The organism is Shimia sp. (genome assembly GCF_049116215.1).
Classification (GTDB): Bacteria; Pseudomonadota; Alphaproteobacteria; order Rhodobacterales; family Rhodobacteraceae; genus Shimia.
Window position 1 is genome coordinate 348743 of the sequence record NZ_JAGDZB010000002.1, and the last position, 26156, is coordinate 374898.

28 protein-coding genes are annotated in these 26156 nt (G+C 58.2%); 11 read left to right on the forward strand and 17 right to left on the reverse strand.

Going from position 1 to position 26156, the window contains the following annotated elements; genetic code table 11:
• Position 1: 1 nt before the first annotated feature.
• A complete protein-coding gene (gene mraZ / locus JXR15_RS07280) occupies positions 2 to 493 on the reverse strand; it encodes a division/cell wall cluster transcriptional repressor MraZ (RefSeq protein ID WP_366140704.1) in 492 nt (163 codons plus the stop codon).
• A 738-nt stretch (positions 494 to 1231) separates the two neighbouring features.
• Here mraZ and JXR15_RS07285 point away from each other — a divergent pair.
• The 5 genes from JXR15_RS07285 to ptsP all read left to right on the forward strand — a co-directional run bounded on the left by JXR15_RS07285 (position 1232) and on the right by ptsP (position 6921).
• On the forward strand, positions 1232 to 1714 hold the full coding sequence (locus JXR15_RS07285; RefSeq protein WP_422052570.1) for an NUDIX hydrolase: 483 nt from the start codon (positions 1232 to 1234) through the stop codon (positions 1712 to 1714).
• Between the two features lie 69 nt (positions 1715 to 1783).
• Positions 1784 to 2257: a DUF1178 family protein gene (locus tag JXR15_RS07290; protein WP_422052571.1), complete on the forward strand. Its 474-nt coding sequence runs from the start codon at positions 1784 to 1786 to the stop codon at positions 2255 to 2257.
• Positions 2258 to 2278: 21 nt separating this feature from the next.
• A complete protein-coding gene (locus tag JXR15_RS07295; RefSeq protein WP_422052572.1) occupies positions 2279 to 2923 on the forward strand; it encodes an SDR family NAD(P)-dependent oxidoreductase in 645 nt (214 codons plus the stop codon).
• 192 nt (positions 2924 to 3115) lie between these two features.
• Positions 3116 to 4354 carry an aspartate kinase gene (locus JXR15_RS07300; RefSeq protein ID WP_422052573.1) on the forward strand — a complete coding sequence of 413 codons (1239 nt, stop codon included), beginning with the start codon at positions 3116 to 3118 and terminating at the stop codon, positions 4352 to 4354.
• A gap of 323 nt (positions 4355 to 4677) precedes the next feature.
• The gene (gene ptsP, locus JXR15_RS07305; protein WP_422052574.1) at positions 4678 to 6921 is read left to right on the forward strand and encodes a phosphoenolpyruvate--protein phosphotransferase; all 2244 of its coding nucleotides are present in this window, start codon (positions 4678 to 4680) and stop codon (positions 6919 to 6921) included.
• A gap of 21 nt (positions 6922 to 6942) precedes the next feature.
• Here ptsP and JXR15_RS07310 read toward each other — a convergent pair whose 3' ends face one another.
• Both JXR15_RS07310 and JXR15_RS07315 read right to left on the reverse strand, forming a co-directional pair.
• Complete coding sequence (locus tag JXR15_RS07310) at positions 6943 to 7710, reverse strand: EcsC family protein (protein ID WP_422052575.1); 768 nt, start codon at positions 7708 to 7710, stop codon at positions 6943 to 6945.
• Between the two features lie 517 nt (positions 7711 to 8227).
• Positions 8228 to 8713 carry a GNAT family N-acetyltransferase gene (locus tag JXR15_RS07315; protein WP_422052576.1) on the reverse strand — a complete coding sequence of 162 codons (486 nt, stop codon included), beginning with the start codon at positions 8711 to 8713 and terminating at the stop codon, positions 8228 to 8230.
• A gap of 91 nt (positions 8714 to 8804) precedes the next feature.
• Between JXR15_RS07315 and JXR15_RS07320 the strand changes: the two genes are divergently transcribed.
• Positions 8805 to 9410, forward strand: coding sequence for a flavin reductase family protein (locus tag JXR15_RS07320; RefSeq protein ID WP_422052577.1), 606 nt, complete (start codon positions 8805 to 8807; stop codon positions 9408 to 9410).
• Positions 9411 to 9454: 44 nt separating this feature from the next.
• Complete coding sequence (locus JXR15_RS07325; protein WP_422052578.1) at positions 9455 to 10087, forward strand: CatB-related O-acetyltransferase; 633 nt, start codon at positions 9455 to 9457, stop codon at positions 10085 to 10087.
• On the opposite strand, the gene JXR15_RS07330 is transcribed toward JXR15_RS07325, so the two are convergent.
• The 3 genes from JXR15_RS07330 to JXR15_RS07340 form a co-directional block, all read right to left on the reverse strand.
• The gene (locus JXR15_RS07330) at positions 10084 to 10995 is read right to left on the reverse strand and encodes an AEC family transporter (protein ID WP_422052579.1); all 912 of its coding nucleotides are present in this window, start codon (positions 10993 to 10995) and stop codon (positions 10084 to 10086) included. The two genes, JXR15_RS07325 and JXR15_RS07330, sit on opposite strands and share 4 nt — an antisense overlap.
• A 131-nt stretch (positions 10996 to 11126) precedes the next feature.
• Positions 11127 to 12773 carry a SulP family inorganic anion transporter gene (locus JXR15_RS07335; RefSeq protein ID WP_422052580.1) on the reverse strand — a complete coding sequence of 549 codons (1647 nt, stop codon included), beginning with the start codon at positions 12771 to 12773 and terminating at the stop codon, positions 11127 to 11129.
• Positions 12774 to 13082: 309 nt separating this feature from the next.
• A complete protein-coding gene (locus JXR15_RS07340; RefSeq protein ID WP_422052581.1) occupies positions 13083 to 13664 on the reverse strand; it encodes a hypothetical protein in 582 nt (193 codons plus the stop codon).
• Between the two features lie 300 nt (positions 13665 to 13964).
• Here JXR15_RS07340 and JXR15_RS07345 point away from each other — a divergent pair, with 300 nt between their 5' ends.
• Genes JXR15_RS07345 through JXR15_RS07355 form a run of 3 tightly spaced genes read left to right on the forward strand, consistent with a single transcriptional unit; the run spans position 13965 to position 16165 of the window.
• On the forward strand, positions 13965 to 14852 hold the full coding sequence (locus tag JXR15_RS07345; RefSeq protein ID WP_422052582.1) for an S-methyl-5'-thioadenosine phosphorylase: 888 nt from the start codon (positions 13965 to 13967) through the stop codon (positions 14850 to 14852).
• Positions 14849 to 15520 (forward strand): DUF2927 domain-containing protein, encoded by a 672-nt coding sequence (locus JXR15_RS07350; protein ID WP_422052583.1) that lies wholly within the window; start codon positions 14849 to 14851, stop codon positions 15518 to 15520. Before JXR15_RS07345 ends, JXR15_RS07350 begins: the two co-directional genes overlap by 4 nt.
• Before the next feature lie 15 nt (positions 15521 to 15535).
• Positions 15536 to 16165 (forward strand): LysE family translocator, encoded by a 630-nt coding sequence (locus tag JXR15_RS07355; RefSeq protein WP_422052584.1) that lies wholly within the window; start codon positions 15536 to 15538, stop codon positions 16163 to 16165.
• Here the strand turns inward: JXR15_RS07355 and JXR15_RS07360 are convergent.
• Positions 16162 to 16392 (reverse strand): hypothetical protein, encoded by a 231-nt coding sequence (locus JXR15_RS07360; protein ID WP_422052585.1) that lies wholly within the window; start codon positions 16390 to 16392, stop codon positions 16162 to 16164. The two genes, JXR15_RS07355 and JXR15_RS07360, sit on opposite strands and share 4 nt — an antisense overlap.
• 162 nt (positions 16393 to 16554) lie before the next feature.
• Between JXR15_RS07360 and JXR15_RS07365 the strand changes: the two genes are divergently transcribed.
• Complete coding sequence (locus tag JXR15_RS07365; RefSeq protein ID WP_422052586.1) at positions 16555 to 17094, forward strand: adenine phosphoribosyltransferase; 540 nt, start codon at positions 16555 to 16557, stop codon at positions 17092 to 17094.
• Positions 17095 to 17154: 60 nt separating this feature from the next.
• Here the strand turns inward: JXR15_RS07365 and JXR15_RS07370 are convergent, their stop codons facing one another.
• The 10 genes from JXR15_RS07370 to cyoE form a co-directional block, all read right to left on the reverse strand.
• A complete protein-coding gene (locus JXR15_RS07370) occupies positions 17155 to 18564 on the reverse strand; it encodes an FAD-binding oxidoreductase (RefSeq protein ID WP_422052817.1) in 1410 nt (469 codons plus the stop codon).
• Between the two features lie 46 nt (positions 18565 to 18610).
• Complete coding sequence (locus tag JXR15_RS07375) at positions 18611 to 19420, reverse strand: MBL fold metallo-hydrolase (protein WP_422052587.1); 810 nt, start codon at positions 19418 to 19420, stop codon at positions 18611 to 18613.
• A 132-nt stretch (positions 19421 to 19552) separates the two neighbouring features.
• Complete coding sequence (locus tag JXR15_RS07380; RefSeq protein WP_422052588.1) at positions 19553 to 20143, reverse strand: GNAT family N-acetyltransferase; 591 nt, start codon at positions 20141 to 20143, stop codon at positions 19553 to 19555.
• Complete coding sequence (locus tag JXR15_RS07385) at positions 20143 to 21405, reverse strand: M16 family metallopeptidase (protein ID WP_422052589.1); 1263 nt, start codon at positions 21403 to 21405, stop codon at positions 20143 to 20145. Before JXR15_RS07385 ends, JXR15_RS07380 begins: the two co-directional genes overlap by 1 nt.
• Positions 21402 to 22790 carry a threonine synthase gene (gene thrC / locus JXR15_RS07390; protein WP_422052590.1) on the reverse strand — a complete coding sequence of 463 codons (1389 nt, stop codon included), beginning with the start codon at positions 22788 to 22790 and terminating at the stop codon, positions 21402 to 21404. Before thrC ends, JXR15_RS07385 begins: the two co-directional genes overlap by 4 nt.
• 5 nt (positions 22791 to 22795) lie before the next feature.
• Positions 22796 to 23473 carry an SURF1 family protein gene (locus tag JXR15_RS07395; protein ID WP_422052591.1) on the reverse strand — a complete coding sequence of 226 codons (678 nt, stop codon included), beginning with the start codon at positions 23471 to 23473 and terminating at the stop codon, positions 22796 to 22798.
• Positions 23474 to 23570: 97 nt separating this feature from the next.
• Positions 23571 to 24377: a cytochrome c oxidase subunit 3 gene (locus JXR15_RS07400; RefSeq protein ID WP_422052592.1), complete on the reverse strand. Its 807-nt coding sequence runs from the start codon at positions 24375 to 24377 to the stop codon at positions 23571 to 23573.
• A 44-nt stretch (positions 24378 to 24421) separates the two neighbouring features.
• The gene (locus tag JXR15_RS07405; protein ID WP_422052593.1) at positions 24422 to 24985 is read right to left on the reverse strand and encodes a cytochrome c oxidase assembly protein; all 564 of its coding nucleotides are present in this window, start codon (positions 24983 to 24985) and stop codon (positions 24422 to 24424) included.
• On the reverse strand, positions 24985 to 25152 hold the full coding sequence (locus JXR15_RS07410; RefSeq protein WP_299427797.1) for a hypothetical protein: 168 nt from the start codon (positions 25150 to 25152) through the stop codon (positions 24985 to 24987). Before JXR15_RS07410 ends, JXR15_RS07405 begins: the two co-directional genes overlap by 1 nt.
• A gap of 4 nt (positions 25153 to 25156) precedes the next feature.
• Entirely contained in the window at positions 25157 to 26101 is a 945-nt protein-coding gene (gene cyoE, locus JXR15_RS07415; protein ID WP_422052594.1) for a heme o synthase, read from the reverse strand.
• Between the last annotated feature and the right edge of the window lie 55 nt (positions 26102 to 26156).

A 26156-nucleotide genomic window follows, 5' to 3' on the forward strand; every position in this document is an offset into this window, starting at 1 on the left:
CTTAGAAATCCTCGTCGCCATCGAGATAAATGGAGGGGTCAGCGTCCGGATCAAAATCATCATCCGCTTCCAGCGCTTCTTCTTGGGTCGCGTCATATGTCTCTGGGTTCCAGATCTCAAACGTATCGCCTTTACCACCGAAGAAGGCCATATTCTCAAGCCCAATCTTGTCGCGCTGCTCTTTGGGCAACACCAGACGGCCGGTTTCATCCACCGACACTTCCAGAGATTGGGTGAGGTATAATTTCGAAAGCGCGAGGCGCTTTTTGCTGCCACGGGGCATTTTCATGATGCGGGCCACCACATCATCCATCGCCTCAACCGTGAAACATTCCAGGAAATCGCGCGTTTTGCCGCCGTAGACAATCACCAGGTTGGGGTTTTCGCCACTTTTCCACTCAGGGTCGCCTGCTTCAAGCACACGGCGGAACTTGGCCGGAATCGACATCCGTCCCTTGCTATCCACCTTGTTACGGCTTTCGCCGCGAAACATGAGCGCCACTGCCTATGGCCCCTTTCAACCTGTTGCTCCGACCACCCCGGGGCCGGAAGGGAAAACGGCGGATTGATCTGCTGCCACTGATCAATCCGCCGCCCTCGTCCCGCTTTTGCGGGTAGTCCAGTTGCGCGTGCCACCTGGGGGGATGTTCTGCTCGCCCACGCACCGGATCTCTTTTTTTCGATGAAAGCGGGTGCCTGTATGAAACCTGACTTGGGATCGGAGGTCTTAGCGCCTCTCTTTATGTCCCGTCTTCATCGTGTAATTAGGGATGCCATGGGAATTCATGGAAATCAACAGGAATTTGCGGGCGAACCGCTCGCCCGAGCGCTCAAAACCGGCCCAAACGCGTAAATCAGAAGGAAAAAGCGTAGACCGCACCGCAACATCTAGCCGAAGTCAGTGCCAACACCCACAAAATAGCACCCCAAACACAGCGCCAAAATTTTTCCCAAGTTATCCCACTTTTTCTCCACAGAACGTCAAGAGCACCCCGCAACCACCGCGAAATAGAGGCAAATTCCCGCCATCGCCAAACCGATTCGGCGCAAATCCGCCTCCCCTCCCAAGCCGATCCCATGATTTCCCAAACATAATTCCCATATCTTTCCCACAAAATCCCAAACCCAGGCCAGACACAGGCCAGAAAGAAATCTCGCACCGCCTCTTGGCCCCCCCAAGCACCCTGCTAGAGTACCGCCACCACAGCACGCACACGCCTTAGGAGATCACATGGGCCTGCTTGACCCGGCCGCGACAGAGGCCATGATCCGCAAAGCGCAGAAGCGGGGAAAAAACATCCAGTTTGCCGCGCTGCCCTATCGCATCCACAAAGGAAAGACAGAGGTACTACTGATCACCTCACGTGGCACCCGCCAATGGCTGCTGCCCAAAGGCTGGCCGATGGACGGCCTCAAGCCTCACAAAACTGCCGCGCAAGAAGCCTGGGAAGAAGCGGGCATTCTCGGGCGTGCCCGCAAATATTGCCTTGGCACCTATCGCTATCGCAAAACCCGCGGCGCCAAACGCGGCCAAGCCATCCGCGTGCTGGTCTACCCCCTCGAAGTGGACAAGCTCGCACGCATCTACCCGGAGGCCGGACAGCGTGAGCGCAAATGGCTCAGCCCCAAAAAGGCGGCCAAACGCATCTATCATCCTGATTTGGCCCAATTGGTGCGCAGCTTTGATCCCGACATGATCCGCGCCAAGCCATAGCCACGCTTGCTTGATCCCATGGGGCCGGACGCCTATGTTCGCGCAACAGAACCTAGGCACGTCACTTCAATGATCAACTACACACTTAAATGCGCCAACGACCACCGCTTTGACAGCTGGTTCCAATCCGCAGACGCCTTTGACAAACTCAAGGCTGCCGGCATGGTGTCCTGTGCGGTCTGCGGCGACACCCACGTGGAAAAGGCAATGATGGCCCCGCGCGTGCGCCCTGCCCGCTCCGCCGCGACACAGCCGCAAGACACAACACCGGCGCCAGCCCCCAAGACACCAAGCGCACCCGGCCCGTTGAGCGCTCCCGCGTCTCCGGCAGAACAGGCGCTTAAAGAACTGCGCACCCACGTCGAGGCCAACTCGGACTACGTTGGCAAAGACTTCGCCAGCGAAGCCCGCGCCATGCACGATGGCGAGGCGCCTGAGCGCCCCATCTATGGGGAAGCCAAGGTAGAAGAGGCCAAAGCCCTGATTGACGATGGCGTACCGGTTGCCCCACTGCCTTTCAACATTGGCCGCAAGACCAACTGATCCCCCACAAGGAGCCACCCCATGCATGTAGTCATCACCGGCGCCAACCGCGGCATAGGACTGGCGCTTGATCAAACCCTGCGCGCCCAAGGCCATCAGGTCACCGGCACCAGCCGCACAGGCGGCGAATGCCTTCAACTGGATGTGACCGACGCAGATAGCCAGCGCGCCATGGCACAGGCGCTGGACACCCAACCGGTAGACCTGCTGATTTGCAACGCCGGTGTGTTTCTGGACAAAGGTCAAAACCTCGCAGACGGCTACGCGCCAGAGCTTTGGGCCAACTCCTTCGCCGCCAATGTCACTGGCGTGTTCCTGACCGTGCAAAACCTGTTGCCCAACCTACAACTGGCGCAAAACCCCAAAATTGCGATCATTTCAAGCCAGATGGGCTCCTCCACCAAGGTGGGAGGTGGCGGCTACATCTACCGCGCGTCAAAAGCCGCCGCGCTGAACCTTGGCCTCAACCTGGCACAAGACCTCAAACACATCGGCATCGCTGTCGGCATCTATCATCCCGGCTGGGTAAAAACCGATATGGGTGGCGACGCCGGCGACATCACCGTGGCTGAGTCCACCGCCGGGCTGGTCGAGCGATTCCACGCGCTCAGTCTGGACACAACCGGCTGCTTTGAAACCTGGGACGGCCGCGCGCACCCGGTCTGACCCCGCATTCTCATTCCCTAAATATCCCGGGGAGGAGGCACATCCCATGTGCCGGAGGGGTTGGCCCCCGCTCTCGCCCTGCCCTCAAGCTTTGCGCCACCGCCACACACGCCGGCCTCCCGCGCCAATCCTTCTTGCCTCTTGACCATCAACCGCGTACACCGCCTGCGACTTACGATATAAGGACGCGCCATGCCCGTACTTGTGATGAAATTCGGTGGCACCTCTGTCGCCAACCTGGACCGCATCCGCCGCGCCGCAAAACGCGTCGGTGTGGAAGTGGCCAAAGGCTATGACGTGATTGTCATTGTCTCTGCCATGTCCGGCGAAACCAACAAGCTTGTTGGCTTTGTGGATGAAACATCCCCGCTCTATGATGCGCGCGAATATGACGCCATTGTCAGCTCCGGTGAAAACGTCACCGCTGGCCTGATGGCGCTGACTTTGCAGGAAATGGACGTCCCGGCCCGCAGCTGGCAAGGCTGGCAGGTGCCACTCAAAACCACCTCGGCACACAGCCAGGCCCGGATCGAAGAGATCCCCACCGACAACTTAAACGCCAAATTTGGCGAAGGCATGCGCGTGGCTGTGGTGGCTGGCTTCCAGGGCATCTCTGACGAGGGCCGCATCACCACATTGGGGCGCGGTGGCTCTGACACCACCGCCGTGGCGTTTGCCGCCGCCTTCGGGGCGGAACGCTGCGACATCTACACTGACGTGGACGGGGTCTACACCACCGACCCACGCATCTGCGCCAAAGCCCGCAAGCTGGACAAAATTGCTTTTGAAGAAATGCTGGAACTGGCCTCACTGGGCGCCAAGGTCCTGCAAACTCGCTCTGTCGAGCTGGCCATGCGCTACAAAGTGAAACTGCGCGTACTCAGCTCTTTTGAAGAACAATCCGACGAGGCCGGCACGCTGGTCTGCGATGAGGAGGAAATCATGGAATCCAATGTTGTGGCCGGTGTGGCCTACTCCCGCGACGAAGCCAAAATGACCCTGCTGTCGGTGGCCGACCGCCCGGGCATCGCCTCCATCATCTTCGGCTGCCTCAGCGATGCAGGCGTAAACGTGGACATGATCGTGCAAAACATCTCGGAAGATGGCCGCACAGATATGACCTACTCCCTGCCTACCGATCAGGTGAAACGCGCCGGAACCGCGCTGGACGAGCTCAAAACCTCCGGCGGGTTGAACTTCGCAGAGCTGGTGATCGACGAAGATGTCTCCAAAGTCTCTGTTGTGGGCATCGGCATGCGCTCGCAATCTGGCGTCGCGGCCAAGATGTTCAAAGTGCTGTCCGACGAAGGCGTGAACATCAAAGTCATCACCACCTCGGAGATCAAAATCTCGGTGTTGATTGACCGCAAATATATGGAGCTGGCGGTGCAATCGCTGCACGACGCCTTTGAGCTGGAAAAAGCTGGCTAACCAGTCTGCCCCAAAACACCACGCGCGGCCCACCGGCCGCGCGTTTTTTATTGCCGCTTCATAAACGCCCGAATTTGCGGCATTTTGCCTCTTTTGGCCTCCATTTGGTCGCACAGCACCGACGCCCTCGCTACGCTGCAGCGCGCGCCTTTACGCAAAGAAATCCTGCCCCATAAGCCCCAAAACGCCTTTTTCGAATTTTCTTCCAAAAAATCGCTGCATTGCGGCGTAATATTGCCGCCTGAACTTCAGCATAAACCGTTTTGATTCCCTCTATGTTGTGTTCTATTCGGCCCCGAGTAGCGACAAGGACCCCACCTCAGATGGTGCAAAAAACCGAGACCGAGAGCCGCAAACTTCTGGGGCGTCTGCGCGATGCTTTGGCTGAGGACAGTGCTGGGCAAGAGCGTCTGGACAAAATCACCCATCTGATTGCCACGTCTATGGGCACAGAGGTCTGCTCGATCTATCTGTTTCGCGACGAAGAAACTCTGGAACTCTGCGCCACCGAAGGCCTGAATGCCGAAGCGGTACACCAAACCCGCATGCGTGTGGGCGAAGGCCTTGTGGGCCGCGTGGCGCGCACCTCTAAAGTGGTGAACACTGACGACGCTCCCAGCGCAAAAGGCTTCCGCTACATGCCGGAAACCGGCGAAGAGATCTACTCCAGCTTCTGTGGCGTGCCGGTGCAGCGCCTGGGCGACAACCTTGGTGTGCTGGTGGTGCAGTCCAAAGACAAACGTGGCTATTCCCCGGATGAGGTTTACGCTTTGGAAGTGGTTGCCATGGTGCTGGCCGAAATGACCGAACTGGGCGCCTTTATTGGCGAAGGCGCCGCCATGAGTGCGCTGCACCAGCAATCTGAACTCTTTCGCGGCACCTGTGGACAGGAAGGCGCAAGCGAGGGCCATGTCTGGTTACACGAACCGCGCGTCGTGGTCACAAATCCAGTGGCCGATGATCCGGATGTGGAGCTCCCTCGCCTGCACAACGCTGTCGAAGAGCTGCGTGTGGGTGTCGACAAAATGCTCGATGGGGTGAAACGCGGCGACAAAGAGCAGCTGGAAGTGCTCGAAGCCTACCGCATGTTTGCCAATTCCAAAGGCTGGATGAAGCGCATGGAGCAGGACATCGCCCGCGGCCTATCCGCAGAAGCCGCTGTGGAGAAAGAACAATCCACCGCCCGTGCCCGCATGGAGCAGGTCACCGACCAGTATCTGCGCGAACGCCTGCATGATCTCGACGACTTGTCCAACCGCCTGCTGCGCATTCTCACCGGCCAAGGCAGCGAGACCGGCGCGGACATGCCAACCGATCCCATCCTGATTGCACGCAACATCGGCCCGGCCGAGCTGCTGGAATATGGCCGCAAACTCCGGGGCATCGTGCTGGAAGAAGGCTCGGTCGGCAGCCACGCGGCCATCGTTGCCCGCGCTTTGGCGATCCCTTTGGTGATCCACGCCGACAAAATCACCACCGAGGCGCTGAATGGCGACCACATTATGGTAGACGGCGATCAGGGCGTTGTGCACCTGCGCCCGGACGACACGGTTGTGACCGCCTTCCGCGACAAGATCGCCATGGCCGCCAAAGCGCAGGAACGCTACGCCAGCATCCGCGACAAAGAAGCCAAAAGCCGCGATGGCGCGGTGGTGCACCTGACGATGAACGCGGGCCTGATGGCTGACTTGCCGTCGCTGGAGTCCTCTGGCGCGGAAGGTGTTGGCCTGTTCCGCACCGAACTACAATTCCTGATCCGCAACCAAATGCCCAAACGGACCGAGCTGGCGCAGCTCTATGCCACCGTTATGGACGCGGCCGCAGGCAAACGTGTGGTCTTCCGCACGCTCGACATTGGCTCAGACAAAGTCCTGCCTTACATGGCGCCGCAAGACGAGCCCAACCCGGCGCTGGGTTGGCGCGCGGTGCGTGTGGCTTTGGACAAACCCGGCGTTATGCGCATGCAGCTTCAAGCGCTTTTGCGGGCTGCCAATGGCCGTCCCTTGACCATCATGTTCCCCTTCATTGCGCAGTATGAAGAATACACAGCCGCTAAAGCCGAAGTGGACAAAGCCATTGAGCGCGAGACAATCCTTGGCCATCCGCTCCCGTCCGAGATCGAAGTGGGCGCAATGCTGGAAACCCCGTCTTTGGCCTTTGCCCCCAAAAAATTCTACGAAGAGGTCGACTTCCTCTCCATTGGCGGCAACGACCTGAAACAGTTCTTCTTTGCCGCAGACCGCGAAAACGAACGCGTACGTCGCCGCTATGACACGCTCAACGTCAGCTTCCTGACTTTCCTCGAAGGCATCGTAAACCGCTGCATCGACACCGGCACGCCACTCAGTTTCTGTGGCGAAGACGCGGGCCGCCCAATTGAGGCCGTTTGTCTCGCCGCCATGGGCCTGCGCAACCTGTCGATGCGACCAGCCTCGATTGGCCCAGTAAAAAGTCTGATCCGTCGGGTCGATCTGGGAGAGCTGCGCCGTGTGATCCACGCCGCACGGGAGCGCGGCGAGCAATCGGTGCGCCCTGACGTGATGGAATATCTGCGCAGCAGCAGTTGATGGAAGTGGCCGGTCGCCCGGCTACTCTTTCCCCAACCGCTTGCGCATACCTTCCACCAGCATCTCCGGCGACACATCCGCCTCCACCGCCAGCTTGCGCAGGCCAAAATGCACATGTGCAATGTCCTGATAATAACTGGTGTAAGCGTAATTTGTCGCCGCGCCTGCCGCCGCGCCAATCACCGGCACCATCTGCGCCGCCAGCTTCTGCCCCAGCACCGGCGCCAGCTTGGGCACAATCACCGTGCTGATCCATTTGGTGCCGCCCATTGCTAGTCCCGCCCGCTGTTCCAGCATCGCCAGATCCGCGCCGCGATCTTCCTCAAATGGCCCATTTGCCGCCAACACGCGCACACAATCAAACCGCACGCTCTCATGGCTCGGGTCAAACCCATATTGCACCGCCACGCCTTGAATCGCGCGCAGCAAAACCGTGATCGTGATCGGCAATTCCGCCAGTGACGACGTCACCCCCCCAGCGCCCCCCGCCGCGCCCAGCGCCGCCGTGACGCTGGCGTTGATCCAATCCGGCTGATCTTTCACCAAGCCCCGGCTGCCATCGGCCCACTTCACCGCCTGCATCAAGGCCACTTCTGTCGCCCCGCCCAGTCCGTTCTGAACCTCATTGGGCAAGCTCTTGAGCAACCCCGCCACCGGCATGCCCAACACGCCAAGCACTTTCATGCCCAGCCCACTGGCCCCGCCATAGCGCTTGGCCAAAGCGTCCAATTCGGTGTTTACGTCAATGTCTTGCTCCGGAACGTCCGGTAGAATCTCGATTTGGTTCATGGGTTAGAGGTAATAGGACCGGTCTCGGTTTCAACCGTTGTATGCGTCGCCACCAGACGAACGGGCACGCTTTTTGACAACCATTTCAGAAACTGCACGAATAAATACTTGATCTAAAGCTTGCTTCTTGAGGCGCTCTAGGGACATGACTAATCGTTAGTACGATTCTAAAACGGAATAGAAAAATCAATGCGTCGTAGCCCCTTAATAGTGTTACTAGGCGTGGTTACGCTAATTCTACTAACCGTATCCGTCGCCCTTTTGGGTATCACCGCCGCTTCAATGCTCATCCCTGGAGAAACTTCCAAGGAGGGGCGGATAGGCCTTGTACTGCTACTTCCCATGCTATGGGTTTGGAGACAGTTCTTCATTTGGTGCGGAGTAAGATTTCAGTAGTTTTTTCGGTGATGCCGTTCCCAAACGTTTAATAAAGCTTCTAAGCCAAGCCCTGTAGCTGCGGCAACTCGGCGAGGCGAATCACAGAACACTCGGTAGGTTCGGTGCCATTTTTGCAGGCCTACCCCACACTCTCCACATCCCCAACAACACCATCCCAAGCGCCTTCCGCAAGCACCCGGCCCAGCACACGGTCTGGATTGGTCGGCGGCGGCATCACCACGCCCTCCAGCTTCTCAAAACCAAACCGCTGATAATACGACGCATCCCCCACCAGCATCACCCGCTGCCAACCCAAAGGGGCCGCGCGTTGCAAGCTGTCCTCAATCAAAGATCGGCCCAAACCTTCGCCTTGGTGTGTCGGGTGCACCGCCACCGGGCCTAGCAACAAGGACTGCACAGCGCCAATCTTCACCGGCCAGTAACGGATGGCCCCCGCCAAGATTCCGTCAGCATCCCGAGCAACAAGCGATAGCCCCGCCACAGGGTCCACACCATCCCGCAAACGGTACGAAGACAGCGCCTCACGCCCCGGCGCAAAGCAGAGGTCATAAAGCGCCTCCACTTCCCACCAATCTTCACCGGTTTCCACAGCTAGCGTAATCACCTGCGCGCCTCATGCCCGTCGTTCATTTTGCGGTTTCATCGCCCCTAACATGACGCTAGGACTGCCTGCAAACCAATATGGAGTCAGTCCGATGTTCTATCAGCCCAAAGACGGCCACGGCCTGCCGCACAACCCGTTCAAAGCCATCGTCAGCCCACGCCCGATCGCTTGGGTCTCCACCCAAGATACCAATGGCGTACGCAACCTCGCGCCCTATTCGTTTTTCAACGCCCTTGCGGACAATCCTCCGCAGGTGATGTTTGCCTCCACCGGCAAGAAAGACGATCAGGCCGAGGGCAAAGACAGCCTGTCCAACATCCGCGCCACCGGAGTGTTCTGTGTGAACATCGTCGAGGAGAGCATCCGCGACGCGATGAACATCTCGTCCGGACCGCTGGGCAAAGATGAGGACGAGTTTGCGGCCGCGGGCCTGGAAGCCGCCCAATGTGACACCATCGACTGCCCGCGCCTTGTGGGTGCGCCCGCCTCACTGGAATGCCGCCTGACCCAAATTGTGCCACTGCTTGGCGAGAACAACTTCATGGCCATCGGCGAAGTGACCGGCGTACACCTGCGTGACAACTGCATTGTGGATGGTATCTTTGACGTCACCACCTACCGCCCTCTGAGCCGCCTCGGCTACAAGGACTACGCGGTGGTCGACAACACCTTCACCCTCGCCCGCCCCGATCAGTAAGTCAGGGGCCTCAGGCGCGAGGGACATTTGTTAAGGAGGGCTCCATGCCCCTTCCCGATCCCAATACCGCCTTACCGATCACCCTGCCGGATGGCAGCAAACACGCAGGCACTGTGCTGCTGTCTGCAGTGATTGATCATCCAAAATTTGACATCGGAGACTTTACCTACGCCTCCGACTTCACCCCACCGGAAGACTGGGCGTCGCACCTCGCGCCCTATCTCTTCCCGTTCAGCCAAGAGACCCTGCGCATCGGCAAATTTTGTCAGATCGCTCACGGCGTGCGCTTCATCACGTCCTCCGCGAACCACGCCATGGACGGGTTGAGCTGCTACCCCTTCCCCGTCTTTGGCCACACTGTTCCGGAAGGCTACCAACCCGACAAACGGGATACGACTATCGGCCACGACGTCTGGCTCGGCTATGGCGCTATGATCTTGCCAGGCGCACAAATCGGCCACGGCGCCATCATCGGCGCAGGCGCGGTTGTGCGCGGCACGGTGCCCCCCTTTGGCATTGTCACCGGCAACCCAGGAACTGTAGTGAAAAAGCGCTTTGATGAGGCGACCATTGCGCAGCTTCTGGACATCGCGTGGTGGGACTGGCCCAAAGAAAAAATCGAGCGCGCGATCCCAGCCATCATGGCTGGTGATGTCGCCGTCTTGAAGGCGGTCTAGAACACCACCTCCGCCAATGTGATCCACACCGGCAGGCTCACCGCCCCCAACAAAGTTGTCTGCGCCACCAGTGTCGCGGACAGCTCCCTATCCGCCCCGAACCCAGACGCCAAAACATGCGCCGCGCTCGCCGTGGGCAAGGCCGCCCAGATCACCAGCACCACCGCCACGCCACTCTCTAGCCCCAGCGCCAATGCCAGCACCAGCGCCGCCACCGGCATCACCAAGAGCTTGGTGGCGCAAATGATGCCGCTAAACGAATCCATACGCGCCAAGGCGCCCCAGTTCATCGTCGCCCCCACCGAGATCAACGCGATCGGGATCGCTGCCGCAGCCAGCATCTCCAACGGAGCCAATACCGGCGCCGGGATCGTAAGACCGGATAGCCCGACCAACACGCCGCCCAAAGAGGCAATCAAAAACGGATTGAGCGCCACTTTCTTGACCGTGCCCCACAGTCCAAAGCTGCCGCCCCGACTCAGCGCGCTCACAGCAAAGACATTGGCCATCGGCACCGCCATGCCAATTGCCACCGCCATCACACCGGCGTCAGCCTTCTCTGTGGTGGCAATCGCAATAAACGCCAGCGCCGTGTTGAACCGCCACGCGGTCTGCCACGCCCCGGCAAAATCCAAAAATCGCTCCGGCCCAAACCGCCGCGCGCCATAGCCAACAACCAGCCCCACCGCCAGAAGCGCCCAGACCAATGGCGCAATGCCCACCACCTGAGCAACCTCCAAAGGTCGCTGACTTGCCGCCACAAACAACAGCGCCGGGAACAGGATTTCAAAGTTGAGCTTGTCCAAGCCCTGCCAAGCATTGGCCGACAAACGTTTGCGCAGCAGCCCACCCAGCCCAACGAGCAGGAAGGACGGCAAAAGCCCGATCAGAATGGCAAGAAAAGTCATAAGAGCTGCTCCGGTGTGTCCCACCTCTATTGCGCCTGAAACCGCCATTGCACAAGAGCCCCCCAAAGACTTGCCAAACAAAAAGGGCCAGCCTCTCGGCCAGCCCATTTCTCAGTCATTGGACGCAGTGGTTAGTGCCCGCCGCCAAACACACCGGTCTTCACAGGATAATCCACGGCAATCTGATACTCTGGATCGTCATCACTATCGACCATCAGGTTGCCTGCCTTGCTGAGCAACTCATGACAATCCCGGCTCAGGTGACGCAGCACAACCTGCTTGCCCGCCGCCTCATATTTGCCAGCCAGCGCTTCAATTGCCTGCAACGCCGACTGATCCACAACACGGGAGCGGGCGAAGTCCACAATCACATGATCCGGATCGCTGTCCACTTCAAACAGTTCGCCAAACCCTTCAGCAGAGCCAAAGAACAGCGGTCCCTCGATCTCATAAACCTTCGCGCCCGGATCGCTTTCGCTCTCACGGGTGTTGGCGTGGATACGCCGCGCGTTCTGCCAGCTGTAAGCCAGCGCGCTTACGATCACGCCAACAACCACCGCCACGGCGAGGTCTTCGAGCACGGTCACAACCGTCACCAGCACAATCACAAAGGCATCCATTTTGGGTACTTTGCGCATGATCTGGAAGCTGTTCCAGGCAAACGTGCCGATCACCACCATGAACATCACGCCCACCAGAGCGGCCAGCGGGATACGCTCAATCAACGGGCTTGCAACAACGATAAACGCCAACAGGAACAGCGCCGCAGCAATCCCGGCAATCCGCGTACGGCCACCGGATTTTACGTTGATCATCGACTGACCAATCATCGCACAACCGCCCATGCCGCCAAAGAAACCGGTCACAACGTTGGCTGTCCCCTGCGCGATACACTCTTGGGACGCACCACCACGCTTGCCGGTCATCTCGCCCACAAGGTTCAGAGTCAGTAGGCTTTCGATCAGACCAATTGCCGCCAGGATCACCGCGTAAGGCAGGATGATCCACAGGGTCTCAAGATTGAACGGCGCCAACAGCGCAGGCGGGTAAATACCTTCGCCAGAGCCAAACGGCACGTGGAAGCTTGGGAAGCCCCCTTTGATCGAGGCCATATCACCCACCGTTGGCACGTTGATGCCAAACACAATCACGATAATTGCGGTGATCCCAATGCCCGCCAGCGGCGCTGGAATGGCTTTGGTCAGCTTCGGCAGACCCCAAATGATGCCCATTGTCAGAACCACAAGACCCAACATCATCGCCAGCTGCGGACCAGCCAGCCATGCATCGGTGTTCGCAGGGTCTTTGAACTGTGTCAGCTGCGCGAGGAAAATCACAATCGCCAGACCGTTCACAAAGCCTAGCATTACAGGATGCGGCACAAGGCGGATGAACTTGCCCCAATGCAGCGCGCCCGCAATGATCTGCAAAACCCCCATCAGGATCACGGTCGCAAACAGATACTCAACGCCATGCTCGGCCACCAAGGCGACCATGACCACCGCCAAAGCACCGGTTGCGCCAGAGATCATGCCCGGGCGGCCGCCAATCAGCGCGGTGATCAAGCCAACCAAAAACGCCGCATAAAGACCAACCAAGGGGTGCACACCGGCCACAAAGGCAAAGGCCACCGCTTCCGGCACCAGGGCCAAGGCCACGGTCAAACCGGAGAGCACCTCGGTCTTAACCCGGCTTGGAGTGAACCCTTCGTCCTGCATGATGGACAGGTTGGGGGGAGAAATATTCTTGGCCAGCATGGCCAACGCCGCGCGTCTCATATGGATACCTGCGTAATTTTGGGAGTGTTCGCTTCGCGCCTCCCTAGCGGGTTTGCCCTTAACAAACAATAGCGGCCCTGCTGAGATGGCACTTAGCGCGTTCGCCTAGCGCCAAATCTGCAATACGAGTGGCGATTTGTTCGCAACTGTCGCTCACTTCTTAAGCAGCAGGATCGCAAATCAAAGACACCCGGGCCATGGTCCAAGTTCCTGGAAAGAATAAGTTGAGCTTCGAAAGGCTGACGCTTCCGTCGTCGTGGCTTCCACTACCAATTTGCGCAGAGGCACCAAAGGGCTGTTCTACCGAATTTAACTGATCGTCTCACAGTACTCTTTGGCGTATATCTCGATGGCGTCCAGCCATTCCTCAAAAGGTTCTAGGGTTGATGGTTCGGTGGCCATAAACCCTCCTCGGGATCGAGACCCAATCACATACTGCCGGCCCTCAATTACCGGCCCCACTTCATACGATTTTTCGGGGTTGGCTCTAGCCATTGGCAGTGTGCGCACAAGCTCCTCGCCGCTTTTGAGGACGTAGCCAACGTAAATTACTTTCATTTTGGCCTCAGGCGTACTGCGCGTCAGGTCGGTGACATTCAGTCCAGTTTTCTCATCCGCATCATTTAGTCCGAAACTGCGCACATCAATCATATCCGACGAAAACAAATAAACGCTATTTTGATCATCAAATTTGAAGGTTTTTAGCGTGAGTTGGCAATTCGAGATCTCAGTCCGCGTCCATGACTCCAAGTTTCCATTAGCGTCATGCCATTCAAATTTACCGGCTTCAGCAATTTGAACTTCCAACTGCTCCTTAGAAAACTCTGCGTGTACGGCCTGCGGCAAACCAGCGACAAGCGAAAGAGCGGTAACGACGGTACGTGCTTTCAACTGGCCACCTCTTCTGTGCAATTGTTGATGAAAAGCCTTATAACGCCCACAACCCTAAGGCAACCACACACCAAAGAGCCGCATAGCTGTGGCAACGACACCAAAATTGTCGTGCACCTCCTTTTAGGTTCCCGACAATTGTGCCACCTGCGCCAACGCGTCATCGACGCCTGATGCCAGCCAAATTTGCACCTCCGCGATACCGACGCATTACAGACGCGTTACCGACCCGGCTTTTCCTTGCAATTCCGGCCCCTTGTGCGCACAACTTTGCCCAAAGCGTAGCACTGGGAGACGGGCATGACTGAGGCCACCAAAGAAACCATGATCGCCGTGATTGGCGGCTCTGGCATCTATGACATCGACGGATTGGAAGACGCCACATGGCAGGCGGTCGAAAGCCCTTTTGGCACGCCGTCTGACGAAATCCTCACCGGCCGCTTGAATGGCGTCAAAATGGCCTTCCTGCCACGCCACGGCCGCGGCCACGTGCACACGCCCACCTCCGTGCCTTACCGCGCCAACATCGACGCGCTCAAACGTCTTGGCGTGACCGATGTGATCTCTGTCTCCGCCACCGGCTCTTTCCGCGAAGAAATGGCACCGGGCGATTTTGTTATTGTGGATCAATTCATTGACCGCACCTTTGCGCGCGAGAAATCCTTCTTTGGCCCTGGCCTTGTCGCCCACGTCAGCGTGGCGCACCCAACCTGCCCGCGCCTCTCAGAGGCCTGCTTCACCGCCGCCACCGATGCGGGCATCAAAGTCCACAAGGGCGGCACCTATCTGGCTATGGAAGGCCCGCAGTTCTCCACCTTGGCCGAAAGCAAAATGTACCGCGAAAGCTGGGGCGCAGATGTGATCGGCATGACCAACATGCCCGAAGCCAAATTGGCCCGCGAAGCCGAGCTCTGTTACGCCTCGGTGGCCATGGTCACCGATTATGACAGCTGGCACCCGGAGCACGGCGAAGTGGATGTCACTGAAATCATTGCCACTTTGACCGGAAACAGCGAGAAAGCCCGTAACCTTGTACGTGGCCTGCCTGCTCTCTTGGGAGCCGAGCGCGCCGACTGCGAACACGGCTGCGATAAGGCGCTGGAGTTTGCCATCATGACAGCGCCAGACAAACGCGATCCGGAGATGATCAAAAAGCTGGATGCGGTCGCAGGCCGGGTGCTGGCATGATCTCACGGATTCGTGCGGTTTTCACCCTTGTCACGCTCGTCACCTTCAGTGCTGCAAACGCACAGGAATATGTCAGTACCAATGGCCGGCTTAGCGACGATCAGTTCTATAAACTTGTGTCCTGCGCCGCCGCCCCCGGAGCCAAGTGCAAAAAGCCAGTTGTGAAATGGTCTAAGCGCAACGCTCGACGCCTTACGGTGGGCATCACGCGCATCGACCCGGGCATTCCAACATCACGAGTGGCCCAAGTTGAGGCCGCCGCAAAAAACGCCATCGCCGAGCTCAACGCCAGCGGCGCCGGCATTCACCTTGAGTACAGCGAGAAACGACCAAAACTCCCTATTTTGATGCTGGACGTACAACAAGGCGCCAAGCTTCAAGGCACCAGGATTAGCGGTCTGGACGGCAACACCATTGATGCCGCGTACGTGCACATCTGGTGGAACAACGGCCTTCGCATTCAGCGTGGCGCCATTGTGATCAGCACCGGCCTGCACACAAACGCCATCAAATCGACAGTGCTCGAAGAAATCACCCAAGGTTTGGGTTTTTTGACCGACATCAAAAATCCGTACTATACCAATCGCAGCATATTCTCCGAAAACGGCGTGTCTGTTACCCAGATAAAGGGGCAAGACCTTATGGCCATCAGACGCCACTACCCATAACTCTGGAACACCGCGATGTCCCTTGATCTCTGGCTGACCTTTGTCGCCGCCTCTACCGCCCTTCTGCTGATCCCCGGCCCCACGATCTTGCTGGTGCTGAGCTACGCGCTGACCCAAGGTCGCAAGGTTGCAGTCGCAACAGCGGCGGGCGTCGCGCTTGGCGACTTGATCGCCATGACGGCGTCCCTATTGGGTCTTGGCACCTTGGTGCTGGCCTCCGCCACGGCGTTCACTGCTCTAAAGTGGGCCGGCGCGATTTATCTGCTTTGGCTTGGATACAAAATGATGCGGGGCGCAGGTCAGGCCAGTTTGGGAAACATTGGCAAATCCACCGACCTGCCCCCGTCTCGCGTTCTTAGCCAGGCCGCAGCTGTGACCGCTTTAAACCCTAAAGGCATCGGATTCTTCATCGCTTTTGTGCCGCAGTTCATTGATCCGACCTCCGCGATGATGCCGCAATTTGCCATCCTGATCAGCACCTTTGTCACGCTCGCGGCATTCAACGCGCTGGCCTATGCGCTGCTGGCGGACCGGCTGCGCAGTCGCATTGAACGTCCAGCGGTGATGCATGGTTTGACCCGTCTGGGGGGCGTCACATTGATGGGCATGGGGCTGCTGACAGCCACGCTAAAACGCGCCACTTAACGTTTGTTTTTCTTCATAAACTTACGAATGAAGCCGCGAATCTCGCGGGCAGCACTGGTGTCCATAACCTTGCACAGATCGACAAAGGCATCGCGCTCTTTCTTGTCCAGCCGCAGGATCAACTGACTGTCTTTCTTGGCTTTGGACTTCACTTTGACTTTGGACTTTTCCTTAGGCTTTGACTTGTCCTTGGTCTTGTCCGGCTGCGCCGCGTCTTTTGATCCCATGTGACACCCACCCAAGCTGCATCCCTGCCCAAAATCTGCTTACAGAGGGGACGTGGTCCCCGTCCAGAGCAAACTCGCACCACCGCGACAAACTCCGCCCTTGCGCGCCGCGCCTGCATCCGCCAAACCTGCTGCGTCTGAAATTTAACCCCGGAACCAAAGATGCCCAAAAGCGCCGACGTCAAAGACTACATCCGCACCATTGTCGATTTCCCGCACGAAGGCATCATGTTCCGCGATGTCACCACATTGTTTGCCGACCCACGCGGTTTTCGCATGGCGATTGACCAAATGCTGCACCCCTACGCCGGCACCCGCATCGATAAAGTTGTGGGCCTGGAAGCGCGCGGGTTTATCCTAGGCGGAGCGATTGCCCACCAGTTGAGCGTGGGTTTTGTGCCGATCCGCAAAAAAGGCAAACTGCCAGGCACCACCATCTCGCAGGACTACAAGCTGGAATATGGCGAAGCGATTGTCGAAATCCACGACGATGCCATTCAGCCAGGCGAACAGGTGCTGGTCGTAGATGATTTGCTGGCCACCGGCGGCACCGCTGAAGCCGGCATCAAGCTGATCGAACGCCTTGGTGGCGAGATCATCAGCTGTTCCTTCATCATCGACCTGCCGGAGCTTGGCGGCCGCAAGAAACTTGAGGCCATGGGCATGGATGTCTCCGTGCTTTGTGAGTTCGACGGTCTGTAAAAGGGGCGTTGCCCCGTCGCCTTCGGCGACTCCCCAGGATATTTTTGGACAAATGAAGACCTAGGGCGCGAGCACCGCGCCCGGGTTCATGATCCCCTTCGGGTCCAGCGCCGTTTTAATCGCGCGCATCGCCGCCAGCCGCGCCGGGTCGCCGTATGTCTGCAAATCACCAACTTTAAGCCGCCCAACGCCATGCTCGGCACTGAACGAGCCACCATATTGGTGCACAAGGTCATAAATCTGCGCGCTCAATTTGTGGCGAATATCATCGTAGTCATGCCGATCGCCGCCCTTGGGCGGGAACAGGTTGTAGTGCAAGTTGCCATCGCCGAGGTGCCCAAAACAATTGACGCGCAGCGGGCATTGCGCGGCAATTTTGGCGCTCATCTCGGTGATGAACTCGGGCAAGGCTTCCAGCGGCAAGGAAATGTCATGACTCGCCACTGAGCCAATCGCCTTATTGGCCACTGGAATATGCTCCCGCAGGTTCCAGAAGTCGTCCCTCTGGCGCGCACTTTGCGCAATCAGGCCGTCCTCGACCAAACCTTCCTCAAGCGCTTCGCCAAACAGTTCTTCCAGCAGGTCCTCCGCCCCCGAACCGGTGCCCAGCTCGATTAACACCGACCACTCCGGTGGTGTTTCAAACGGCAAACGCACGTCCGGCAGGGTCTCGGCCACAAAATCCATGCCATTGCGGTGCATCAATTCAAACGCCGAGACGGATTCCCCTGCGCAATCCCGCGCCATAGCCAGCAAGCGCAAGGCCGCTGTCGGATCCTTCACCACCATGATTGCCGTGGCCACCGATTTTGGCCGGGCAAACAGCTTCAGCGTCGCCGCCGTGATCACGCCCAGCGTGCCTTCCGCCCCCACCAACAGGTTGCGCAGATCATAGCCGGTGTTGTCTTTGCGCAGCCGCGTCAGCCCGTGCCAGATCTCACCATTGGGTAGCACCGCTTCCAACCCCAAACACAGGTCGCGCGCATTGCCATAGCGCAATACATTCACGCCGCCCGCATTGGTCGCCAGATTGCCCCCAATCCGCGCCGTGCCCTCTGCGCCCAATGACAGTGGAAACAGCCGGTCCGCCGCTTCGGCCGCCGCCTGCACGTCCTGCAAGATTACGCCCGCTTCCGCGATCATCACGTTTTCCAATGGCCGCACGTCTCGCACCTTGTTCACACGCTCCAGCGATAAGATCACTGGCTTTGCGCCATCTTCGACAATCTGCCCGCCAACAAGCCCGGTACCACCGCCATAAGGCACCACCGGCACACTGGCCGCATTACATACCTTCACAACGATTGCGACCTCTTCGACCGAGCGCGGCAACGCCACGATCCCACCATTGCCAAAGGACCGCCCGCGCGGCTCTTCAAGATAGCGCGGCTCCGGGCTGCGCAAGGTGCCGTCCGGCAGCTGTTCAGACAGGGATTGGACAAATTCGGGGGAAGCATCATGTAAACTCATGGACTTGATGTACGCTGCCCCCGCGGCAAGGTCCACGCAAAATCCCTTATGGGTCTTGTAGATAGCGTGGCGAGAGCACTTTGATGGTGGGCCGATCCGGCAGGTCCCGCAGGCTCACCGTCAGGCTGGAGCGCCCGTCATTGTCGATCAAATAGTCATCGGACATACCGGTCAAAAACGCGCTCAAAGTCCAGTCTTCAAACCAATGCATTGGGATCACCACCTGCGCCTTGAGCCGCTTGAGCACCCGCATCATGGTGGGCACATCCAGGCTCATGCCACCGTCCACCGCCGCCATCACCACATCCAGACGGCCCAAAGCAGCATATTGCGCGTCATTGGGCTCGTGATGCAAATGTCCCAAATGGCCGATGCACAGCCCCGCAACTTCAAAGACAAAGATCGAGTTGCCTTTCTCCTCCACCCCGCCAAAGCTGCGAATATCGGTGGAGACATTGCGGACAAGCATCGAGCCCAAATCCAGATGATGCTCAATCCCCAGCCCATAATCGCCCCACCCCGGCAAGACATTGGGGATCGCCGGATCCGGGTTGGCGGTCCAATGGGTGTTATGCGCGTGGTTCATTGTAACCACATCTGGCACCAGAGTGGTTGCGCCCAGAAACCCAGTATAATCCGTCACCACATCAATGCCGTCATGGCTCTGGATCAGGAAGGAGGCGTGGCTGATATAGCTGATCCGCACCGAGTGGGTGTCCACCGGTTCTCGAAAAGACGCCTTGTGCAAATATTCAATGCCCGGCACCTGCGCCAACGCTATACAATGGCTGGGCCGCCGATCTTGCGCACTTACCGCTGTCGCCCACATCAGTCCCAGAAGTACCAAAAATCGCATTCTGCATCCCTCCCTGATTCACACAGAGTAGCAGAAATCGTCGCTATTGGGGGGGGCACGGTTTCTTGGGCTTCTTCTTGCCTCAAATATCCTGGGGAAGCCTCAGTGCCGCTGAGGTTGGGGCAAAGCCCCTTAAACTTGCCCAGCCAATGTCCGGCCGCGCCGGTCATGACGCAGGGCGGCATACAAAACATGCGTGCGCCAGCGCCCGTTGATTTGCAGGTAACTCTGAGCGACGCCTTCATACTTGAAACCGGAGTTTTCAAGCACACCGCGGCTGGCGACATTCTCCGGCAGACAGGCCGCTTCAATCCGGCTCAGGTCCAAACGGGAGAAGGCATGATGCACCACCGCCTCAATCGCTTCGCTCATAAAGCCTTGCCGCGCAAACTGCTGCCCAACCCAATAGCCCAACGTGCCTGCTTGTGCCGGCCCACGCCGGATGTTGTCCAGCGTGATCGCCCCAACCAAGGTGTTGTCAGACCGGCGGAACATAAACAACGGCACAGCCGTGTCGTTGGAAATTGAGCGCTGCGCCCAGTACACGCGGTTGGTGAAACTCTTGCGGCTCAAATGGCTGCTGGCCCACACCGGCTCCCAAGGCACCAGAAAATCCGCACTGGCAGAGCGCAGCTCCGCCCACTCGCGAAAGTCCGCATGGATCGGCGGGCGCAACGTCATGCGCTCGGTTTCGATCCGAACCTTGCGACGCGTCAGCAGCATTAAGCAGCGCGCCTCGCTTCCAATGCGTCCAAAGAAGGCGCCGCAGAGACGGGGCCATAAAGCGCCATGGCACTGCGGGCTTGGCTGGCCATCTGCTCCGCAAAACGGCGCACGTCCGCATCACTGACACCGTCAATGCGCTCAACTGTTTCCGGCAAGGTAGGGATTTGCCCCCAAATCGCCAGCATACGTGCCAGACGTTCTGCACGGCTCGACGGGCTTTCCAGCCCCATCAACAGCCCGGCTTTCATCTGTGTACGGGCCCGCGCAATCTCCACCGGGTTCATGTCATCCGCCGCACGTTTCAGCTCATCAATGGTGATCTCAGCCAGCTCTGCAATCTGTTCGCCGGAGGTGCCCGCGTAAATCGTGGTCATGCCGGTGTCAGCATAGGCCCCGGTCTGGGCAAAAATCGCATAACACAGCCCACGTTTTTCACGCACCTCTTGGAACAGACGGCTCGACATGCCGCCACCCAAAGCGCTGGAATAAATCTGCGCGGTGTAGATGTCCGGGCTGCAATAGTCCGGGCTTTCAAAGCCAATCGCAAAATGCGCCTGCTCCAGTGCCTTTTCGGTGCGGTATTCGCCCCCGGCAAACCGCGCCGGCACCAGCTCAATTGCGGGCCCCCGCTCAAGATGACCAAACATCTCTTCTGCCATGCGCACAATTTCATCATGATCCACGGCGCCAGCCGCGGACAGGATCATACGCTCTGGCCGATAGTGCTCAGTGACAAAGGCCGACAGATCTTCGCGGCCAAATCGGCGCACATGATCGTCTTCACCCAAAATGGTGCGGCCAATCGGTTGATCCGGATAAGCCCGTTCCTGCAACCAATCAAACACCACATCGTCTGGCGTATCCAGCGCCTGGCCAATCTCCTGCAAGATCACGCCACGCTCGACCTCGATCTCGTTGGGATCAAAAATCGGGTTCAACACAATGTCGCCCACCACGTCCAGCGCCAGGGCCACGTCGTCTTTCAGCACCCGCGCGTAATAGGCCGTGACCTCGCGGCTGGTGTAGGCGTTGATATAACCGCCCACGTCTTCGATGGTCTCCGCAATCTCCAACGCGGTCCGGCGTTCTGTGCCTTTGAACGCCATATGCTCCAGGAAATGCGCAATACCGTTTTGCGGCGCGCGTTCATGGCGGCCACCCGCGCTCACCCAAATGCCAATCGAGGCGCTCTCAAGCCCCGGCATATGTTCTGTGGCGATCTGAAATCCGTTGGAGAGTGTGTGCAGTTTGACTGTCAACGCTGTGCTATCCGTTCCTTGATCAACGCCTGTAGTGCGCCCAAGTCGTTGGGCACGCGGGTCACGCGTTCGTCTTTGTCCATCATATCCGCCATATGCGGCGGCAGTGCAGGCCGTGCCCCCATCGCGGCTTCCACCGCATCCGGGAACTTAGCCGGGTGTGCCGTGGCCAAAGTGACCATAGGCACCTCGCCCAAATAGGCATCCGCGACCTTTACGCCAACTGCGGAGTGGGGGCAAAGAACTTCTCCACACGCGGTAAATTCATCGGCAATGGTGGCGTTGGTTTCGTCTTCCGAAGCCCGCCCGCTGTCAAAATGCTCGCGCAGCGTTTCCATCGCGCCTTGGGAGATCGCAAAGGAGCCGTCCTTCAGCTCCTCCATCAACTGCGCCACAGCACCGCCATCGCGACCATATGCATCAAACAACGCGCGCTCAAAGTTGGAGCTGACCTGAATGTCCATCGACGGGCTGATTGACGGGGTCACACCTTCTTTGGTGTAGGCGCCGGTTTCCATGGTGCGGTGCAGAATATCGTTCTGGTTGGTCGCAATGACCAGCCGCTCGATGGGCAAGCCCATCTTCTTGCCGATGTAGCCGGCAAAGATGTCGCCGAAGTTGCCGGTTGGCACGGCGAAGCTCACCTTGCGATGCGGCGCGCCAAGGCTCACAGCAGAGGTGAAGTAATACACCACCTGCGCCAGCACCCGCGCCCAGTTGATTGAGTTTACACCCGCCAGCTTCACACCATCGCGGAAGTCAAAGTCATTGAACATGTCTTTGAGCTTGGCTTGGCAATCGTCAAAATCACCATCCAGCGCCAGCGCATGCACGTTGGCATCCTCAGGCGTGGTCATCTGTTTGCGCTGAATGTCAGACACGCGGCCATGTGGGAACAGGATAAACACATCCACATTGTCCAAGCCACGGAAGGCTTCAATCGCCGCAGAGCCCGTGTCGCCGGAGGTCGCGCCAACAATGGTCACACGTTCATTGCGACGCGCCAGCGAAAACTGGAACAGCTGACCAATCAGCTGCATCGCAAAGTCCTTAAACGCCAGCGTTGGGCCGTGGAACAGCTCCAGCAGGTGGTGATTGGGTGCCAGCTGCACCAAGGGGGCCCGCGCCTCATGACGGAAGTTCGCATAGGCCCGCGCAATGATGCCTTTGAACTCCTCATCCGTGAAGGCGTCGCCCACAAACGGGCGCATCACGACGAACGCGGCCTCTTCATAAGACTTGCCCGCCAGACCTGCGATCTCCTCAGCAGACAGCGTTGGAATGCTCTCCGGCACATACAGACCGCCATCACGTGCCAGACCGGTCAACATGGCCTCTTCAAAGCTCAGCTCCGGGGCATTTCCACGGGTAGAAATATATTTCACGTCTCTCAGGCCTTTTTGGTTTTGCGCATCCGGCGCAGGTAATACAGGGTCATCGCCACCCAGACAATTGCCAGTCCGTACCATGTCAGGACATATTCAAGGTGATTGTTGGGCAAAGCGGCGGTATCCACCGGCAATGGCGTGGCAATCGCGCCCTGGTCACTGTCTTCCCGCACAATCACCAGCACCGGCTCGGTGCCCAGAACTTCCGCCATCTGTTTCACGTCACGGGCAAACCAGATATTGCCGTCCACATCGTTGGCTGGCGTGTAACTGTCGCGCTCGTCCGGCCAATGCAGGTTGCCAGTCACTTCGACGACATGTGCCGGCCGTGGGCTTTCTTTGTCCTCAGTCTTGATCCAACCGCGATCAATCATGATCCGACGGCCACCGTCGGTTTCAAACGCGGACACCAAACGATAGACCGCGCCAGCATCGCGCGTACTGGCCAGCAGGTGGATTTCATCCTCGGTGATGGTGCCAGACACGGCCACCGGCAGGTACTTGTCCTGCTCTACGTCAATTGAGTCAGGCAGCGCCACAGGGGCGCTCGCAATCCGCAAATTGATCTCGGCTATCACGCCTTCTTTCCAGGTCAGTCGCTGCAACTGCCATGTGCCCAGCGACACCAACACCACCGTGCCCAGAATGCCAAAGAACAGAGGCAAGAACAGTCGACGCAAGGCAGGGATCCTTCTCTGAAAGAAAAAGCGCGGCAGATGCTGCCGCGCTTTGCTTTAATCGTATCCGCTCTCAAGGATCAACCTTTAGCAGTCAGGCTTATTGGCCCCAGATGTACACGGCGGCAAACAGGAACAGCCAGACCACATCCACAAAGTGCCAGTACCAGGCAGCCGCCTCAAAACCGACGTGCTTTTCTTTGGTGAAGTGACCCGCGTTCAGACGCAGCAAGCACACAAACAGGAAGATGGTGCCGATGATCACGTGGAAGCCGTGGAAGCCGGTCGCCATGAAGAACGACGCGCCATAGATGTTGCCAGAGAAACCAAACGCCGCGTGGCTATATTCATAAGCCTGGAAGCCGGTGAAGATCAGGCCCAACAGAACCGCGATGATCAGACCGTTTTTCATGTCCTTGCGGTTGTCTTCATGCGCCAGCGCGTGGTGCGCCCACGTCGCCGCACAACCAGAGCACAGCAGGATCAGCGTGTTGATCAGTGGCAGGTGCCAAGGGTCAAACGTCTCGATGCCAACAGGTGGCCAAGGACCGTCTACTGCTGGGCTGTTGCCGTTTGGATCCATCGGATACATGCGGTGCTTGAAGAAGGTCCAGAACCATGCGGCAAAGAACATCACTTCGGACATGATGAACAGGATGAAGCCATAGCGCAGGCCAATTTGCACCACCGGGGTGTGGTCGCCCACTTTGCTTTCCGCAATCACGTCAGCCCACCAGCCAAACATGACGTACAAAACGCCAATCAGGCCAATAAGGAACATCCAAGGGCCACTGTCGTGCATCCACACAACCGCGCCAAACAGCATGATGAAGCCCGCTACAGCGCCGAGAAACGGCCACCAAGAGGGGTTCAAAATATGATAATCGTGATCTTTTACGTGCGCCATGTTGTCCATTTCCCTCGTTGGAAGGCTTACCTTTGGTTTTGCTCTTACTCGCCCACTGTCGTCAAGGACGCCAGTTCTTCAGGCAAGTCGGTTTCATAGAAGGTGTATCCCAATGTGATCACCTTGATATATTTTGCGTCCCGGTCATCCACGATTTCCGGGTCCACATAAAAGCTCACCGGCATCGTCACCCGCTCGCCGGGTTGCAGCACCTGCTCTTCAAAGCAGAAACAGTCGATCTTGGTGAAAAACCCACCCGCATCATAGGGCGCCACGTTGTAGCTCGCGGTACCGGCAATCGGACGGTCGGTTGGGTTGTAGGCTTCGTAGAACGCCAGACCAGTTTCGCCGATGCGCACTTCCATCTCGCGCTGCAACGGTTTGAATTCCCACGCCATGTCGCGCTCAATGGAGGCGTCAAACCGGACCTTGATGGTTTTATCCAGGATCACATCGCTGCCGGACTCGGCAACGTCGGTTACACCGCCAAAGCCCGTCACCCGGCAGAACCAGTCATAAAACGGCACCGATGCCCACGCCAGAGCGCCCATCACAAGGACAACGCTGACGGTTTGCACCAATGTTTTATTCTTCGGGTCCATCGCCATTACTGATCCCTTTGGATGCTGGCGTTTTCTGGCTCATAGTCGCCGCGGGTGACTTTCACCACGGTCAGGCCAAAAACAATCACAATGAAGCTCACCAAGACCAACGCAACCCCAAGGTTGCGGCCAAAGCGGCGCTTGTGCAGTTCGTGTTGTTCGTGAAAGCTCATCTGCTTACCATCCTCCGATGCCATAAGGGGCCAACGTGGCCTCTGCCAAAATCGCACCAAAATGCAGGAACAGGTAAATCAGCGACAGGCCAAAGAACGCTTTCTCGCGCTTATAGCCGTCTGCTTCGGAAATCTCTTCATCACGACGCCAGATCGCAATCGCCCCAGCCACAAACAGGCCGTTCAGGAACAAAGCCGTGGTCAGGTAAATCGGACCGCCCACACCGGTGAACGCCATGCCAATCGCCACAACAGCAAGCAACAGCGTGTAGACCAGAATGTGGTTGCGGGTCACGCGACGGCCATGAGTTACATGCAACATGGGCACGCCAGCGTCTTTGTAATCGGACTTCATGAACAGACACAGCGCCCAGAAATGCGGCGGGGTCCACATGAAGGTCAGCGTGAACATCAACACGCTTTCAATCGAAATGCCGCCGGTCACAACCGCCCAGCCGATCATCGGAGGGAAAGCACCGGCCGCACCACCAATCACGATGTTCTGCGGCGTCCAGCGCTTAAGCCACATGGTGTAGATCACCACGTAGAAGAAAATTGTGAAGGCCAACAGCGCTGCAGCGACCCAGTTGGCCGCAAGGCCCAACATCACGACAGCAAAGCCAGACAGCGCCACGCCAACCGCCAGCGCTTCGCCTTCGGTGACTTTGCCAGCGGGGATCGGGCGGCTTTGGGTGCGCTTCATCAACCGGTCGATGTCCGCGTCATACCACATGTTCAACGCGCCGGAGGCACCGCCACCCACAGCAATGAACAGAATGGCGCAAAACGCCACAAACGGATGCACAGAGCCCGGCGCGGCCAAAAGGCCCACGGCAGCTGTGAACACCACAAGCGACATCACCCGTGGCTTCAGCAGGGCGAAATAATCGCCAAACTCTGCGTCACCATGGCTGGCTCTGGCTTGCGTATTGATGCTTGCGTCGCTCATGCTCTGTCCTGTTCGTGAAAGACGGGCACCCTGCCCGCCTTGAAGTCGTCAGACG

Coding starts and splice junctions, on each gene's coding strand:
- JXR15_RS07335 (WP_422052580.1), bottom strand. CDS start 12,773: ATGAGACGCGCGGCGTTGGCCATGCTGGCCAAGAATATTTCTCCCCCC.
- JXR15_RS07350 (WP_422052583.1), top strand. CDS start 14,849: ATGATCTCACGGATTCGTGCGGTTTTCACCCTTGTCACGCTCGTCACC.
- JXR15_RS07405 (WP_422052593.1), bottom strand. CDS start 24,985: ATGGCGATGGACCCGAAGAATAAAACATTGGTGCAAACCGTCAGCGTT.
- JXR15_RS07295 (WP_422052572.1), top strand. CDS start 2,279: ATGCATGTAGTCATCACCGGCGCCAACCGCGGCATAGGACTGGCGCTT.
- JXR15_RS07360 (WP_422052585.1), bottom strand. CDS start 16,392: ATGGGATCAAAAGACGCGGCGCAGCCGGACAAGACCAAGGACAAGTCA.
- JXR15_RS07365 (WP_422052586.1), top strand. CDS start 16,555: ATGCCCAAAAGCGCCGACGTCAAAGACTACATCCGCACCATTGTCGAT.
- JXR15_RS07320 (WP_422052577.1), top strand. CDS start 8,805: ATGTTCTATCAGCCCAAAGACGGCCACGGCCTGCCGCACAACCCGTTC.
- JXR15_RS07290 (WP_422052571.1), top strand. CDS start 1,784: ATGATCAACTACACACTTAAATGCGCCAACGACCACCGCTTTGACAGC.
- JXR15_RS07355 (WP_422052584.1), top strand. CDS start 15,536: ATGTCCCTTGATCTCTGGCTGACCTTTGTCGCCGCCTCTACCGCCCTT.
- cyoE (WP_422052594.1), bottom strand. CDS start 26,101: ATGAGCGACGCAAGCATCAATACGCAAGCCAGAGCCAGCCATGGTGAC.
- JXR15_RS07400 (WP_422052592.1), bottom strand. CDS start 24,377: ATGGCGCACGTAAAAGATCACGATTATCATATTTTGAACCCCTCTTGG.
- JXR15_RS07300 (WP_422052573.1), top strand. CDS start 3,116: ATGCCCGTACTTGTGATGAAATTCGGTGGCACCTCTGTCGCCAACCTG.
- JXR15_RS07345 (WP_422052582.1), top strand. CDS start 13,965: ATGACTGAGGCCACCAAAGAAACCATGATCGCCGTGATTGGCGGCTCT.
- JXR15_RS07370 (WP_422052817.1), bottom strand. CDS start 18,564: ATGAGTTTACATGATGCTTCCCCCGAATTTGTCCAATCCCTGTCTGAA.
- JXR15_RS07325 (WP_422052578.1), top strand. CDS start 9,455: ATGCCCCTTCCCGATCCCAATACCGCCTTACCGATCACCCTGCCGGAT.
- JXR15_RS07330 (WP_422052579.1), bottom strand. CDS start 10,995: ATGACTTTTCTTGCCATTCTGATCGGGCTTTTGCCGTCCTTCCTGCTC.
- JXR15_RS07375 (WP_422052587.1), bottom strand. CDS start 19,420: ATGCGATTTTTGGTACTTCTGGGACTGATGTGGGCGACAGCGGTAAGT.
- JXR15_RS07410 (WP_299427797.1), bottom strand. CDS start 25,152: ATGAGCTTTCACGAACAACACGAACTGCACAAGCGCCGCTTTGGCCGC.
- JXR15_RS07380 (WP_422052588.1), bottom strand. CDS start 20,143: ATGCTGCTGACGCGTCGCAAGGTTCGGATCGAAACCGAGCGCATGACG.
- JXR15_RS07285 (WP_422052570.1), top strand. CDS start 1,232: ATGGGCCTGCTTGACCCGGCCGCGACAGAGGCCATGATCCGCAAAGCG.
- JXR15_RS07310 (WP_422052575.1), bottom strand. CDS start 7,710: ATGAACCAAATCGAGATTCTACCGGACGTTCCGGAGCAAGACATTGAC.
- mraZ (WP_366140704.1), bottom strand. CDS start 493: ATGTTTCGCGGCGAAAGCCGTAACAAGGTGGATAGCAAGGGACGGATG.
- ptsP (WP_422052574.1), top strand. CDS start 4,678: ATGGTGCAAAAAACCGAGACCGAGAGCCGCAAACTTCTGGGGCGTCTG.